We start from the raw sequence: 13,894 nt of genomic DNA, 5'->3' as shown, positions 1-13,894 counted from the left end.
ATGCTTTTACGAAAAGCCTGAATGGCGGTGCGGTGATGTCTCTTCCAGATAAAATTATCAAGGAAATTGACATGTTAAGTGATGGTGAAAGGTAAAAGGTCCTCGATAAAATTAAAGAAAAGTATATGGCTAGGGATGTTATTTTGCTAAATGAAAGTTATGCTTGGTGGGATAATGAGGAGGATGACATCTATAATAACTAATAGGACGAAACAGCTATACAGCTTGCTATGGCTGGGAGCGCCAGATGAAAAACCAGTGCTTCTATACGAGAGACAGATGTCAGTCCCGACTGCGCTAAAGCTTGAAAGCCACAGGGGACTGACACCAATTGTAAGGGGCTATTATTTAATTGTTCCGCTAATGACCTCGTCCTTATGCGCCGTGAAAGCGCCAAGTACTTCATTTTTCTCTTTTTCAGGAACATCGAAATGATCCAGTGTGTCCGCCAATACTTTACCTGCAGCATCAAACTCTTCTGCTGTCAGTTTCATATCATAGTGTGTTGGCTCAAGGTCCAGGCTATTGTCATTTGGAACCGTGCTGACATATTCATAAGGACCGCCAGCCTTTTCGCTCACCCACAGAGTTGTCAACACGACAAACCCAGGTTCTCTCCATTTTCTATTCGCATACCAATCTTTCAGGAAGGGATTAGACGTGTTCTCTCCTGCAATTGGATCTTTCGACAATTCTTCCGCAAAATGATTAACGACAGCCGCAATGTTGTAGATCCCGCCAAGACGTTCATATAGCGACTTTTCAGACATAATCATCCTCCTTTTTACTTTCCGGATACCCTAAATACCGCCAATTTAAACAAGCAGAGGCATGACATCACGTTTTATCAACTGTAAAGAGCTCTTTACACATAAGCAGCTTTTTGTTATTCTATGTGTAAAGAAGTCTTTACGTTAGATGGAGGTCAGGCCCATGGCAGTGATCAATCATATTCGCCAGATCCGTTTGGAAAAAGGGATCTCGCAGGTGAAAATGGCCGAGGACCTGCAAGTCACCCGGCAAACGATCAACGCAATTGAAAAACACAAATACAACCCGAGTCTGGAATTGGCATTGAAAATCATCACTTACTTCAACATGCCGATCCACGATATTTTCATGTTAGAGGAAGAGGAGGATGAACAATGAACACCCACGATCGAAAAACCTTAAGCAAGAAACTGGAAAAATGGTCACAATACTTCGTTATCATCTGTACCCTGATCGGAACGGCACTTGGCTCGTTCCTGGTCTACCTGTTCCAAGGCGAATTCCCGTACGAAGTCATGGCAGGCGGTTTGGCAGCGGCGATTATCCTGACCATCATCCAACTCGTTAAACACAAACGCAAAAAGGACAACCTGCCCGAAGCCGACGAACGCGTTATTCATAATGTCTTCCGGTTTTTAGCATTCGCATCCCATATCACACTGGCTGTATTATTCATCGGCCTGGCTGTTTTCACACTGCTCGGGTATGATGCCATCCCGATGCTGTATCTATGGATTCTGTTCTTTGTGTATATTTGGGTGGCAGGAATTGGCGGCCTTGTGATTAAGAGGCGGTGAGAGCTTAAAACAGATTGAACATGAATAAAACAGCCAGAGAATACCCCATATAACTAGTACTGTCGGTCACACGAATGGACATACAAGCTGGTTTGATTGGAATTTGCCAAGAAAGACATCAACATAACTTAAAAAACAAAATTCACCGCCTTTCAAACTTCACCCCACTGGTTTTTCTTAAATTAATATCTTTTTTGCTTGCCTGTTCCGTTACGTTATACGTTAATCTGAAGTTATACCATCATAGCGGGAGGCAGTTTTATGGAAAATAAAAAATTTGTTCTTACGATCAGCGAGTTTGCAAAACGTGCCAGGACAACAGTGAGAACGTTAAGGTTTTACGAGGAAATGGAATTAATGAAACCAGAAAGGCAAAACAACTCTGGTCACAAATTGTATGGGTTTGAGGAATTGGCAAGACTGCAGCAAATTCAGGCGTTGAAGTTCTTAGGTTACTCATTGCAGGAGATCAAAAGCTTGGTGGAAAATGACTCAGACGCCACCAAACAACTTGAAAGGTCGTTGCCCTGGCAGTATAAGCTTCTTAAAGAGAAGAGAGATGAATTAAATCGGGCCATTGAAGCAATAGAGCGTGTACATTTTCTTTTGGCAGAAGGGAAGCCCATTACATGGACAATTTTAAGTTCACTTCTCTTTCAAATGGAAAATGAACAAGACCAGTTGGAATGGGTGAAAGAACACTTTTCAGAAGAAATCACGGAACAGTTTTCTGCGCTCCCGATAGAACAACGACACCAGATGGATATGGAGATGTTGGATTGGTTGGAAACACTTAAAAAGCTTATGAGCGATGGCGTTTCTCCAGAATCACCTCAGGCAATAAATCTTGCCGTAAGATTGTCAGATATCGCAACAAAACACATAGAGAACAAAGAAGAACTTGCAAAGCAAATGGAAAAGGCACTCGAATCAGTGGAAACTGAGACAGTAGATTTTAAGTTTCCTACAATTTTATCACCGGAAGAAGAGGCCTTTTTAGAAGAGATAGGGAAGTCAATCAAAGCGCAGTATCAATCGGGACAATATGGAAATGACTAGGGAGATTTTACATGGCTTATTTATACTTGGCAATTGCTATTTCAGTAATTACCGTACTGATCAACGTAACAATGGAGCTGAAGAGAAAAAAAGAAATTCTAACGCTGTGGAATAGAAATGCAGTCTTGAACAATGAAACGAATTACCATGAAACTTTCAAGCATTATTATGAAAATATGAGTAAAAATGGCAGAAGTGATGATTATTCTGTGGATGATATTACATGGAATGATTTAGATATGACAAAGATATTCCGAGAAATAAATTATACATTTACTTCTGTTGGAGAAGAGATGCTGTATTACAAACTTAAAAAGGCCCATGTAGAACATGATCCCAATGAAAATATGATTCATAAAATAACAAACAATCCACAATATCGAAATCGTTTATCGCTGATTTTGGCTAAAGCAGGAAAAGTCATACATGCCAATTCTTCTAAGTATATTTTCAACAAGCCAGACCATTCATTCAATAAGATGTATTTAATCCTAAGCATACTGCCCGTTGTTGGCATTGGAGTTTTTTTTCTTTTGCCTACAGCCGGTTTAACCTTACTTATAGTAAGTGCATTAACAAACGTGAGTGTGTTTTATTCGATTCGTTCTAAAAATGAAAGTGAGTACGGCAGTTTGTTTTATTCAGTGAATTTAATTTCAGCCTCTAGGAAACTGGCGAAGTTAAACAATGATCAAACATTTCTGGACCAAACAAGAAAAATCAGTAAAGCACCATATGTAAGTGTCTTACTGGTGAAAGAAGACCCTAGTGGAACCAATATATTACTTCATCTCTTTACATTGCTCAAATCTATATTCTTAATTGATTACATTGTATTTCACTATGTCATTAACTTAATTAATCACAATCAAGAGCTATATGAAAAGGTTTGGTTGACAGTGGGGAAGGTGGATTGTCTTTATGCAACAGCATTATGGCGGAAAAATCTACCATACTATTGCCTCCCAAATTACAACGACGAAAACATATTGACTGTTAAAGACGTGTATCATCCCCTGTTAAATAAACCTGTGGGCAACCATTTCAAATTCAGTAAGAACACTTTATTAACGGGTTCCAATGCTTCCGGGAAGTCTACTTTTATCAAAACGATCGCAACGAACGTTATTATGTCACAAGCGCTAAACACGAGTACCAGCAAAGATATTTCTTTAACCAGAGGACTTGTGTATTCATCCATGGCGGTTACTGATGATATTGAAAAAGGTCAAAGTTATTTCCTGAGTGAAGTCTACGCGCTTAAACGCATCCTTGATGTTAGAGATAGAAACAAAGAGAATTTTATATATTTGTTTGTTGATGAAATATTTAAAGGAACTAATACGATCGAAAGGGTTGCAGCAGCGGAATCTGTCCTAAGTTACCTCAATGATTACAATAAGACGAAGATTATGGCTGCCACTCATGACTTGGAATTAACGGATAAACTGTCAGCAAAGTACTGTAATTACCATTTTAGAGAACAGATCATAAATGATGAAATTACGTTTGATTATATCATTAAAAGTGGGCCCTCCAGAACAAAGAATGCGATTGAATTACTGAGACTGACAGGATTTCCGAGGGATGTTTATACCAAGGCTTTATGTAATGCCAAAGATTAAAGTGGTTCGACACTTCTTTTTTAACATATGTTAAACTGATGAAGTGCACATAGGTTTTGAACTTTCGTGATAAGGCAGAAAATATAAAGAGCTTGTACTTGTATAATCCCAAAAATGAAGTTGAAATGTATGTCGGGCGTGTTGTCACAATTTCGAAGGAGGGTTAGGTCATGCAATCAGCAGCAGAAGAGCACGTACAATTCGTTTTAAATGCCAATCTAAAAAGAGGTATGGAATATGTGGGCGGGAAGTTAAAAGTTACCAATGAAAAGCTGTATTTTAATCCCCAACCTGCTAATATCCAAAAGAAGAGATTAGTGATCTCCGTAAAAGAAATTAAAGCCATTGAAAAAACAAAGATATTAGGAATTTCCCCCAACGGTGTCCTCATACATCTTAAAAATGATGCCAGTTATAAATTTACGATTGGAATGCCTTGGGCAAATAAAAACCAACAATTCATTGATTATATTAATGATTTGATTACTTGATTGATAGATGCGTGTCAGTCCATTTGCTTTAAAAGAGCAGGGGGCTGACATTCTTTTTATAGTGGTAAAATTACATCGTTTCATTCGAGTGTGTGATATAAAATCGTTGTTTTACACAGATGAGTGTTGCTATTTCTGATTCCACCTTAAACAATTTCCTCCGTTATTCTTTTTAACTCTTTTCTAGAAAAAGTCAGGGAGTGGTTGGGTATATTGTAAGACTCTCAGTTCCAAAGTGTCAGGGGTTTTCCGAGTTGTTTGTATATGCACATCTACGCGCCTTGCGAGGTCAAAACACACCTGCACAGGCGCTTGTATAAATTGTGTGTGTGTTTGATGATTGGCATCGGTCAGTCTCCTTTTAATCCCGTGAAAAACGTCTCCTATGTTACCCATAGAACAACCTATTCTACCATTATTAGTTTACTCTTCATAACTTGTTTAGTTGATTCTACCATCCATAGTGTATATAATGGCATGTTACCTGCGTTAAAAAAACCAATGTGTATATACATAATTTTTCAAATGGGAGTGTTGCTTATCCACAAAATGTTAAAACCGACGATTATATCCATTTCAATGGCGACTGTTATGGCCGGGGCGGCGATTTCTCCTGCACTTGGACTCATAGCGGAGGCCTTTCCTGACGCGAGTCCAACGCTGATTAAGCTGATCTTAACAGCGCCTTCTATTATGATTATCCCTTTTTCTTTTCTATCAAGTTATTTAACCTCAAAGATTACAAAACGCACGATTATCTTGATTGGCTTGATCATTTACCTCGTCGGGGGTGTGGTGCCGCAATTTGTGTCTGCGATCGAATGGCTGTTGGCTTTACGGTTACTCTTGGGAGCCGGAGTCGGGCTTATTATGCCTTTAGCCATGTCGCTGATCAATGACTATTACACCGGTAAAGAACGCACTCAAATGATGGGGTACAATTCTGCATTCAGTAACTTTGGCGGCATCATTACGATGCTGGTGGCGGGATGGCTTGCCTCGCTTGGCTGGCGTATCCCCTTCAACGTCTACTTCCTTGGGCTGGGTATTTTTATACTCGTCTATTTCTTCTTGCCAAAAGGAAAACTTCAGAAACCCGATCAAAACACACGGAAATCAAAAGTGCCACTTGCTACATATGGCTATGCATTGGCAATGGGCGGGATCATGTTAGCCTATTACTCGATCGCTACAAACATGGCGCTTTTTTTAGAACAAAATAACATAGGCGGGGCGACGCTTGCCGGGACAGTCGTTTCGTTCACGACAGTTGGCGGGATGATCACCAGCCTGCTTCTGGTTCAGATTGAAATGACATTCAAAAGGCTGGTTATTCCGGTGATGCTTTTTGGGATGGGGGCTGCTTTTCTCACTTTATCACTCACAAACAGTGTCGTCCTCGTCATATTCAGTGTATGCTTGATTGGATTCGGTCAAGGATCATTGTTTCCGATATTATCGTTAAAAGCTTTGGATAGTGTTCCAATGCATCAAGCTGACCGGGCCGTTGCTCTGACATCCAGCTTTACATTTCTGGGACAATTTTTATCCCCTGTTGTACTCGACGGTGTTGGGAAAATCGCCAATCGTACGTCCATCCGCTTTCAATATGGCACCCTATCCATCTTTATATTGCTGACCGTCCTGATCAGTACATTTTTAATCATAAGGGCCAGTCAGCGTGTAGCCTTACAAGAGAAGGAAAAATTCAGTTAAGATATAAACGATGGCTCTATGCACTAAGCACAGAGCCATCGTTATTTTCTAAAAGAATGAGCACCACATTCGACAAAAACTGACAAAAACCGGGAAGTGACAGGCACCATATGGGTATTGTGTTTTTTTTGGGGTGTTGGGGTTGACATTATACCTGTGGGGGTATATTATGTGAGTTAACGTCATGCAGATAGGTGGTTGCTACTGCATTTTTTTGAGGGTTGACACCCCTTTTTATTTTAATAATTTTAATACCCCTATGGGTAATTTAGAGGAGGCTTAATATGTCGGGAAAGAAAAAAACCACGATTGTACTTTTCAGTGGTGATTATGATAAGGCGATGGCGGCGTATATTATTGCGAATGGTGCGGCGGCTTATGATCATGAAGTCACCATATTCCACACGTTCTGGGGCTTGAATGCACTCAGGAAAGATGCCATTGTTGATGTGAAAAAAGGCTTTATGGAGAAGATGTTCGGCAAAATGATGCCAAAGGGCGCAGATAAGATGGGGCTGTCTAAAATGAATTATGCAGGTATGGGTCCTAAAATGATCAAAGGCGTGATGAAAAAGCATAATGCGATGTCTTTGCCCAACTTAATTGAGATGGCACAAGAACAAGAGGTCAATCTCATCGCCTGCACGATGACAATGGATTTATTAGGCCTGCAAAAAGAAGAATTGCTGGATGACATTGGTTATGCCGGTGTCGCAGCTTATCTGGGTGAAGCTGAAGATGGGAATGTGAACCTGTTTATATAAGAACAAAAATTTTTACACCATAATATACCCATGCAGGTATAAGGAGGCTGACATATGGATGCTATAAAAACGAATAAAACAGTCGATGCCAAAGGGCTGGCTTGCCCAATGCCCATTGTTAGAACAAAAAAGGCTATGAAAGATATTGAGCCTGGTCAGGTTATGGAAGTGCAGGCCACTGACAAAGGATCAAAGGCCGATATAGAAGCATGGGCCAAGAGCGCTGGCCACCAATACCTCGGCACGTTAGAAGATGGCGAAGTTTTACATCATTATTTACGGAAGTCATCAGAAGAAGAAACAATTGAAAAGAAGCACCCGCATACCATCACAAATGAGGCATTGGAAGCGAGCATCGCTGAAGACACTGTTGTGATTGATGTGCGTGAACCGGCAGAATATGCCTTTAACCATATTGCAGGTGCTGTATCTCTGCCATTTGAAGAACTGGAAGAGCGTATGAATGAACTTAATAAAGAAGACACCATTTATGTCGTGTGCCGTACAGGAAATAGAAGCGACCTGGCAGCACAGAAGTTGGCGCAAAATGGTTTTGAACATGTGATTAATGTAGTGCCGGGGATGAGCGCATGGAATGGCGGCACCGCTGCATTAAATCATTAAGGAGATGGATGATATGACGAATTCAATAACAGTCTATACAACGAGTCAATGTCCGTATTGCACAATGGTGAAGAATTTTTTGTCAGAGAAAAAAATCGCCTATAAAGAAGTCAATGTCGAGCAAGATCCAGCGACCATGCAGCGGGTTGTCGAAACAACAGGACAAATGGGTGTCCCGCAAACAGATGTGAATGGCGTCTGGGTACTTGGATTTGATCCGGAAAGCATTATGGGAGCCCTAAAACAATAACACGATATTTTTTTAAAACCAATAATACCTAAGGGGGTAAAAGAATGACTGTCAATATCATGACCGCACAGGAAGTGACACGAAAAGTGATTCATCAGGAAGACCTGTTTATTTTAGATGTGCGGAATGAAGATGCATTTGCAGATTGGAAAATTGAAGGCAAACATTTTGAGTACTTGAATGTGCCTTACTTTGACCTGTTAGACGGGGTGGAAGGTATCCTTGGGAAGCTGCCATCAGATCAAGATATTTTAGTTGTATGTGCGAAAGAAGGCTCATCTGTCATGATCGCTGAGATGTTGTCTGAAGAAGGATTGACAGTGTCATATCTTCAGGGCGGTATGAAAGCCTGGAGTGAGCATCTTGAACCTGTGAAGGTCGGGGACCTCAACAAAGGAGGGGAGATTTACCAATTTGTGCGCATTGGCAAAGGCTGCCTGTCCTATGTGGTGATTTCTGACGGTGAAGCAGCCGTAATCGATGCGACACGTATGACAGATGTGTTCGTGGACTTCGCTGCAAGCAAAAGCGCAACGATAACCCACGTGTTTGACACACACTTGCACGCAGATCACATTTCCGGCGGGCGCAATATTGCCGAACAGACGGGTGCCACTTACTGGCTTCCGGAAAAAGATGCCGAGAATGTGACCTTCAACTATCAAGCGCTGGAACACGGCAACACAGTCACGATCGGTGATACAGCGATTGATATCCATGCCCTGTATTCACCAGGACATACGATAGGTTCAACATCGATCATAGTCGATGACACCTACCTTTTGTCAGGCGATATCCTCTTTATAGACTCTATCGGACGTCCTGACCTGGCTGGAAAAGCAGAAGACTGGGTCGGCGACTTGAGAGAAAGTCTATATTCACGATACAAAGTTTTGTCAGAGGACTTAATCGTTCTGCCGGCTCACTTTATGATCATGGATGAATTAAACGAAGACGGCAGTGTTGCTGAAACATTAGGCACGCTTTTTGAAAAAAACCATGGCTTGAACATTGAAGATGAAGATGCGTTCAGAAAAATGGTGACAGAAAACCTGCCGCCGCAACCGAATGCATATCAGGAAATCCGCGATACGAATAAGGGTATCATTACCCCGGATGAAGAAAAGCAACGCGAAATGGAAATTGGCCCGAACCGTTGTGCCATACGATAACTTACGAGGAGGAATTCATGATGAACGTAGCAAAAGTTTTAGATGCAAAAGGATTGGCATGCCCAATGCCGATTGTAAGAACAAAAAAGGCGATGAATGAACTGGAACAAGGTGAGATTCTTGAGGTGCATGCCACTGATCAAGGGTCCAAAAGCGATCTGACCGCATGGGCGAAATCAGGCGGACACGAACTGCTGGATGATCGTGAAGACGATGGTGTATTCAAATTCTGGATTAAGAAAGCGTAACAGTAGAGGGCCATGCTTATGGCCCTCTTTTTAAAGGAGGCAGCAGACGTGGATTTTGCTTTTATCATTGTTGTATTTTTAATCGGTTTTGTCGGATCTTATTTATCGGGGATGTTGGGCATTGGCGGATCAATCATCAAGTACCCGATGCTTTTATATATTCCCCCATTATTGGGCTTGAGTGCATTTACAGCACATGAGGTATCCGGTATCAGCGCGGTTCAAGTATTATTCGCAACGATAGGCGGGGTATGGGCATACCGAAAAGGCGGATATCTTAATAAATCGCTGATTGCGTATATGGGTATTAGTATTCTGATTGGAAGCTTTATCGGAGGTTACGGGTCAAAACTGTTATCAGAGGGCGGCATTAACCTCACTTATGGTATATTAGCTTTAATTGCAGCTGTGATGATGTTTGTCCCCAAAAAAGGGATTGACGACGTAGAGCTGGATCAAGTCACCTTTAACAAAGGGCTGGCAGCTGTATTGGCGTTAATTGTCGGCGTCGGAGCAGGCATTGTTGGCGCAGCGGGGGCGTTTTTGTTGGTCCCTATCATGCTGGTCGTCCTTAAGATACCGACCCGCATGACGATCGCTTCATCACTCGCGATCACGTTTATCTCATCCATCGGTGCCACCGTCGGCAAAGTAACCACAGGCCAGGTGGCGTATTTTCCGGCAGCGATCATGATCATCGCCAGTTTAATCGCTTCCCCACTGGGGGCACATGCTGGTAAGAAAATGAACACGAACATTCTGCAGGGAATCCTCGCCGTGCTGATCGCAGGAACGGCCATCAAGATATGGATGGATATATTTTAAGGTGAATAATGAAGATGGTATAATTTTATATAGGAAGGGGCGTTGTTAAGATGGAATATGATACTAAAATGATCAATAGAATGAAAAGAATTGAAGGCCAAGTCAGAGGCGTAATAAAAATGATGGAAGAACAAAAAGATTGCAGAGACGTCGTTACCCAAATGTCTGCAGTAAGAAGCAGCATCGACCGCGCCGCCGCTGTAGTTGTGAGCAAAAACCTAGAACAGTGCATTCGTGAAGCACAAACCGAAGAAGACTCTGAAGCTGTCATTAATGAAGCCGTCAATTTGCTTATAAAGAGCAGATAACCTGAGAAATAGATGGCGCACGCAACCTGAAACAAGCCGGACAAGCCCTTAAGCTAACCTTGTCGGGCTTGTTTTTTTGATAGCATTTGTATTTTTTTGGCCGCGATATGTTACGGTGGGGTTGAAGGTCACATGTGCCGACTGGGCTAAAACGATTCTGGGAGGGACGGATCATGATGTCATCTCTGACGGCTGCATGGATTGTTGTTCCGATTGCTATCGTATTAATCTGGATCATTTGGAATGATAAACGGAAATGGAAAACGGTTTATGAAGTGTCGGGTGGTCAATCAGACGAGATACAAGTGAGATACAACTACCTTAAAAGGCAAGGGATCCAATGCCGCGTGAAAAGTTTTACACCGTCGAATGTAAAATCGATCGGCACACAATCCAAACAAATTCCTAAACAATCCACCACCCATCTTCAAGTGAACAAGAAAGAAACCGATCGGGCTTATAAACACCTGGCTGATTTTAATAACATCAGATGACGCTTAGGCATACTGTAGAGGATTTTCGGCTCACTCCACCCGCACCTTAAACGCATAAAACGCATCTCCAAGCGCCAGATCTTCCTCGGCTTCATCCATCCACCACATTCGACAAAAACTGACAAAAACCGGGAAGTGACAGGCACTCTATCGGTGTGGCACTCTATCGGTGTCGGCGCTTTATTCTTTTCGTTTGGGGACGTGTTTGAAGATTTCGCCGGATTCGAAAAAGTCGACGAGGTCTTCTATCCAGTTGAAGAATTCGAGCGATTCTTGGGTGTCGTCTAAGTACATTTTGGCTTCGTTTATTTCTTCTTCGCTGGCATCACTGTCGTTGACAATGCCATCCAGATCCTCGATTAAATCCTGCTCTATTTTTTTATTCCTGATATACACTTCACGCCAATTGGAGGTGAATAAGGATATAAACGTCTTATAATAATCACTTTCAATGGTGTAATAATCCTTGCGTGATCCTTTAACAAAAACCTTCTCCGCAATATTCAGCTGAACCATTTCTCTTAATACCTGACTCATTCTCGTTTTACTCATGCCAGTTTCTTGTGCAAGCTCATCAAGTGACATGGGCGCATTATGATAATAGACAACCGCAATGACATGACCAATGGTGCCGGGGTAGCCGTAAGACTTCATGTTGGTAGTGATTTGCTGGATAATTTTATGATGTATATTTTCTAACGCCTGCTTATGATCCATGATTGAAATCGTTTCCTTCCCCTATAATTTTAATCAATATAACATAGATTACCAGACTTTGTTAGTGTTGTTTGAGGTAGAATATCGATGAATTATAAAGGAATTCTAAGAATACACCTTAAAAAACAAACGTTAATCTCTCTCAGCGTAAACTTTGTACAATTTAAAGTTTATACAGCGTTTTTCCTTTCTGCCTCCTTTCTATAGAATGACTGTTAGACATTAAGACGAGTCATCAAAGGAGGAATTCGGTGATCCAATTAAAAGATGTTAACAAAACATACGAGGACGGCTTCCAGGCTTTGAAGAGCATCAGCCTTGATTTCCAGGATGAGAAGATTAATGTGCTGATCGGGCCAAGTGGTTGCGGAAAAACAACTACGATGAAGCTGTTGAACAAATTAATTGATTACACAGAAGGCACCATTTTAATGAATGGGAAAAACATTCAGGAGATCAATACGATCGAATTGCGCAGGGAAATGGGATATGTCATCCAAAATATTGGCCTGTTTCCGCACATGACCATCTTCAATAATGTGGCAGCAGTTCCTAAACTATTGAAGTGGGATAAGAAACGGATTGAGAAAAAGGTGCACGAATTACTGACGATGGTTAATCTCGATCCTGATACATACAAAAACCGCTATCCTTCTGAACTAAGTGGGGGACAGCAGCAGCGGATCGGCGTTATTCGCGCCTTGGCAGCGGACCCTGACATCATACTTATGGATGAACCTTTCAGTGCCTTGGATCCAATCAGTCGGGACCAGCTGCAGGATGAACTGATCCGTCTGCAAAAAGAGATCAAGAAAACCATTATCTTTGTGACACATGATATGGATGAAGCGATCAAAATAGCGGACCAGATCATTTTAATGAAAGACGGGGAAGTCGTTCAAAGAGGCGCACCTTCTGAGTTGCTGGCTAACCCTGCTAATGATTTTGTAAAGGAATTCATTGGCCCTAAACGGTTGTTAACCCATGAGTCAGCACTAGAACTGAGGCGTATGATCAACACTGACACCCCTACCGTTCGACCTGATGAATCTATTGAAGAAACGCTGAAAATCATGATAGATAAACAGATTTCCTACGTTCCAGTTGTTTCAGAGGACAAAAAATTCAAGGGGATTGTCAGCATTTATGACGCGATTGCTCAATCCGCGGGCTCTGTTAAGGAAATTACACATAACCCGCCGGAGCTGATCCGTGAGGGACATGATGCAGCAGAAGCCTTGAACATCATGGCTGGATCGGACGCTTCACTCTTCCCGGTAGTGGCTGAAGATAACACGTTCATTGGTGTGATCCATAACCATGATCACATGAAGCTGCTTGAAGAGAACGTGGCCATGCAAGGTGGGAGCGCTAAATGAATGTAATCCTGGACTATATTGATTTCTGGAAGGACAGGTATGAAACCATTGGCGAGTACACCTATCAGCATATCGTTCTATCATTAATTGCGATTTTGCTGGCGATTGCCATTACCATCCCATTGGCCATTTATATGACCAAAATGAAACGTGAATTTGTGAAAAATATCATCTTTAACATTGCCAATGTGTTTCAGACGGTACCGACCATCGCATTGTTTGCGATTATGATTCCGTTTCTCGGCGTTGGCTTCAAACCAGCCGTTGTCGCTCTGTTTCTATATGCTTTGTTGCCCTTGCTCAGAAACACATATGCAGGCATGGAAGCCATTGACCCAGATGTGATTGAAGCGTCAAAGGGGATGGGATACAGCCAGATGCAGCGGATTTTCAAAGTAGAGATTCCGATGGCCATGCCTTACATTATGTCGGGTATCCGGACAACATCCGTTTACATCATCAGCTGGACAACCCTTGCTGCAGTGGTCGGAGCCGGTGGATTAGGCGGACTCGTTTTATCGGGCATCGGGTTTAATGATAAGAACATGATCTTTACCGGTACCATTCTTGCCATCGTCATGGCGCTGATCCTGGACGGGATCTTCGGCTTAATTGAAAAGAAGAATTTCAAGAAACAACAACAATAGGAGGCTT

The 13,894-nt window shown here is 42.0% G+C and carries 18 protein-coding genes; 16 read left to right on the top strand and 2 right to left on the bottom strand.

Annotation, left to right across the window (positions count from 1 at the left end; translation table 11 throughout):
- Window positions 1–344: 344 nt before the first annotated feature.
- Complete coding sequence (locus JNUCC1_RS07555) at window positions 345–770, bottom strand: globin domain-containing protein (protein WP_197431667.1); 426 nt, start codon at window positions 768–770, stop codon at window positions 345–347.
- 163 nt (window positions 771–933) lie between these two features.
- Here JNUCC1_RS07555 and JNUCC1_RS07550 point away from each other — a divergent pair, with 163 nt between their 5' ends.
- From JNUCC1_RS07550 to JNUCC1_RS07485, 14 genes are all read left to right on the top strand, one after another.
- A complete protein-coding gene (locus JNUCC1_RS07550) occupies window positions 934–1,149 on the top strand; it encodes a helix-turn-helix transcriptional regulator (RefSeq protein WP_156644810.1) in 216 nt (71 codons plus the stop codon).
- A complete protein-coding gene (locus tag JNUCC1_RS07545; protein WP_156644809.1) occupies window positions 1,146–1,568 on the top strand; it encodes a hypothetical protein in 423 nt (140 codons plus the stop codon). Before JNUCC1_RS07550 ends, JNUCC1_RS07545 begins: the two co-directional genes overlap by 4 nt.
- Before the next feature lie 261 nt (window positions 1,569–1,829).
- Window positions 1,830–2,627, top strand: a complete 798-nt coding sequence (locus tag JNUCC1_RS07540; protein ID WP_156644808.1) for a MerR family transcriptional regulator — start codon at window positions 1,830–1,832, stop codon at window positions 2,625–2,627.
- A 71-nt stretch (window positions 2,628–2,698) separates the two neighbouring features.
- On the top strand, window positions 2,699–4,252 hold the full coding sequence (locus JNUCC1_RS07535) for a MutS-related protein (protein WP_197431666.1): 1,554 nt from the start codon (window positions 2,699–2,701) through the stop codon (window positions 4,250–4,252).
- Between the two features lie 170 nt (window positions 4,253–4,422).
- Window positions 4,423–4,743, top strand: a complete 321-nt coding sequence (locus JNUCC1_RS07530; RefSeq protein WP_156644806.1) for a GRAM domain-containing protein — start codon at window positions 4,423–4,425, stop codon at window positions 4,741–4,743.
- A gap of 549 nt (window positions 4,744–5,292) precedes the next feature.
- On the top strand, window positions 5,293–6,459 hold the full coding sequence (locus tag JNUCC1_RS07525; RefSeq protein ID WP_156645445.1) for an MFS transporter: 1,167 nt from the start codon (window positions 5,293–5,295) through the stop codon (window positions 6,457–6,459).
- A 284-nt stretch (window positions 6,460–6,743) separates the two neighbouring features.
- Window positions 6,744–7,223 carry a DsrE/DsrF/DrsH-like family protein gene (locus JNUCC1_RS07520; protein ID WP_156644805.1) on the top strand — a complete coding sequence of 160 codons (480 nt, stop codon included), beginning with the start codon at window positions 6,744–6,746 and terminating at the stop codon, window positions 7,221–7,223.
- Between the two features lie 54 nt (window positions 7,224–7,277).
- A complete protein-coding gene (locus JNUCC1_RS07515; RefSeq protein ID WP_156644804.1) occupies window positions 7,278–7,847 on the top strand; it encodes a sulfurtransferase TusA family protein in 570 nt (189 codons plus the stop codon).
- A gap of 13 nt (window positions 7,848–7,860) precedes the next feature.
- Entirely contained in the window at window positions 7,861–8,097 is a 237-nt protein-coding gene (locus JNUCC1_RS07510) for a glutaredoxin family protein (protein WP_156644803.1), read from the top strand.
- A gap of 44 nt (window positions 8,098–8,141) precedes the next feature.
- Window positions 8,142–9,269, top strand: a complete 1,128-nt coding sequence (locus JNUCC1_RS07505) for an MBL fold metallo-hydrolase (protein WP_156644802.1) — start codon at window positions 8,142–8,144, stop codon at window positions 9,267–9,269.
- Window positions 9,270–9,289: 20 nt separating this feature from the next.
- The gene (locus JNUCC1_RS07500; RefSeq protein ID WP_197431705.1) at window positions 9,290–9,517 is read left to right on the top strand and encodes a sulfurtransferase TusA family protein; all 228 of its coding nucleotides are present in this window, start codon (window positions 9,290–9,292) and stop codon (window positions 9,515–9,517) included.
- Between the two features lie 48 nt (window positions 9,518–9,565).
- Entirely contained in the window at window positions 9,566–10,342 is a 777-nt protein-coding gene (locus tag JNUCC1_RS07495) for a sulfite exporter TauE/SafE family protein (protein WP_331713658.1), read from the top strand.
- Between the two features lie 50 nt (window positions 10,343–10,392).
- Window positions 10,393–10,650: a metal-sensitive transcriptional regulator gene (locus JNUCC1_RS07490; RefSeq protein ID WP_156644799.1), complete on the top strand. Its 258-nt coding sequence runs from the start codon at window positions 10,393–10,395 to the stop codon at window positions 10,648–10,650.
- Between the two features lie 173 nt (window positions 10,651–10,823).
- Window positions 10,824–11,144 carry a hypothetical protein gene (locus tag JNUCC1_RS07485; protein WP_156644798.1) on the top strand — a complete coding sequence of 107 codons (321 nt, stop codon included), beginning with the start codon at window positions 10,824–10,826 and terminating at the stop codon, window positions 11,142–11,144.
- A gap of 180 nt (window positions 11,145–11,324) precedes the next feature.
- On the opposite strand, the gene JNUCC1_RS07480 is transcribed toward JNUCC1_RS07485, so the two are convergent.
- Window positions 11,325–11,861 carry a GbsR/MarR family transcriptional regulator gene (locus JNUCC1_RS07480; RefSeq protein ID WP_156644797.1) on the bottom strand — a complete coding sequence of 179 codons (537 nt, stop codon included), beginning with the start codon at window positions 11,859–11,861 and terminating at the stop codon, window positions 11,325–11,327.
- A gap of 251 nt (window positions 11,862–12,112) precedes the next feature.
- Between JNUCC1_RS07480 and JNUCC1_RS07475 the strand changes: the two genes are divergently transcribed.
- Entirely contained in the window at window positions 12,113–13,240 is a 1,128-nt protein-coding gene (locus JNUCC1_RS07475) for a betaine/proline/choline family ABC transporter ATP-binding protein (RefSeq protein WP_331713657.1), read from the top strand.
- Complete coding sequence (locus tag JNUCC1_RS07470; RefSeq protein WP_156644795.1) at window positions 13,237–13,887, top strand: ABC transporter permease; 651 nt, start codon at window positions 13,237–13,239, stop codon at window positions 13,885–13,887. The genes JNUCC1_RS07475 and JNUCC1_RS07470 overlap by 4 nt, the downstream gene beginning before the upstream one ends.
- Window positions 13,888–13,894: the final 7 nt, after the last annotated feature.

Origin of the sequence: Lentibacillus sp. JNUCC-1, assembly GCF_009741735.1 — a bacterium.
Classification (GTDB): Bacteria; Bacillota; Bacilli; order Bacillales; family Amphibacillaceae; genus Lentibacillus_B.
Note: the sequence above shows the minus strand (reverse complement) of the source record. Positions and strands in the feature narration are given on the sequence as shown.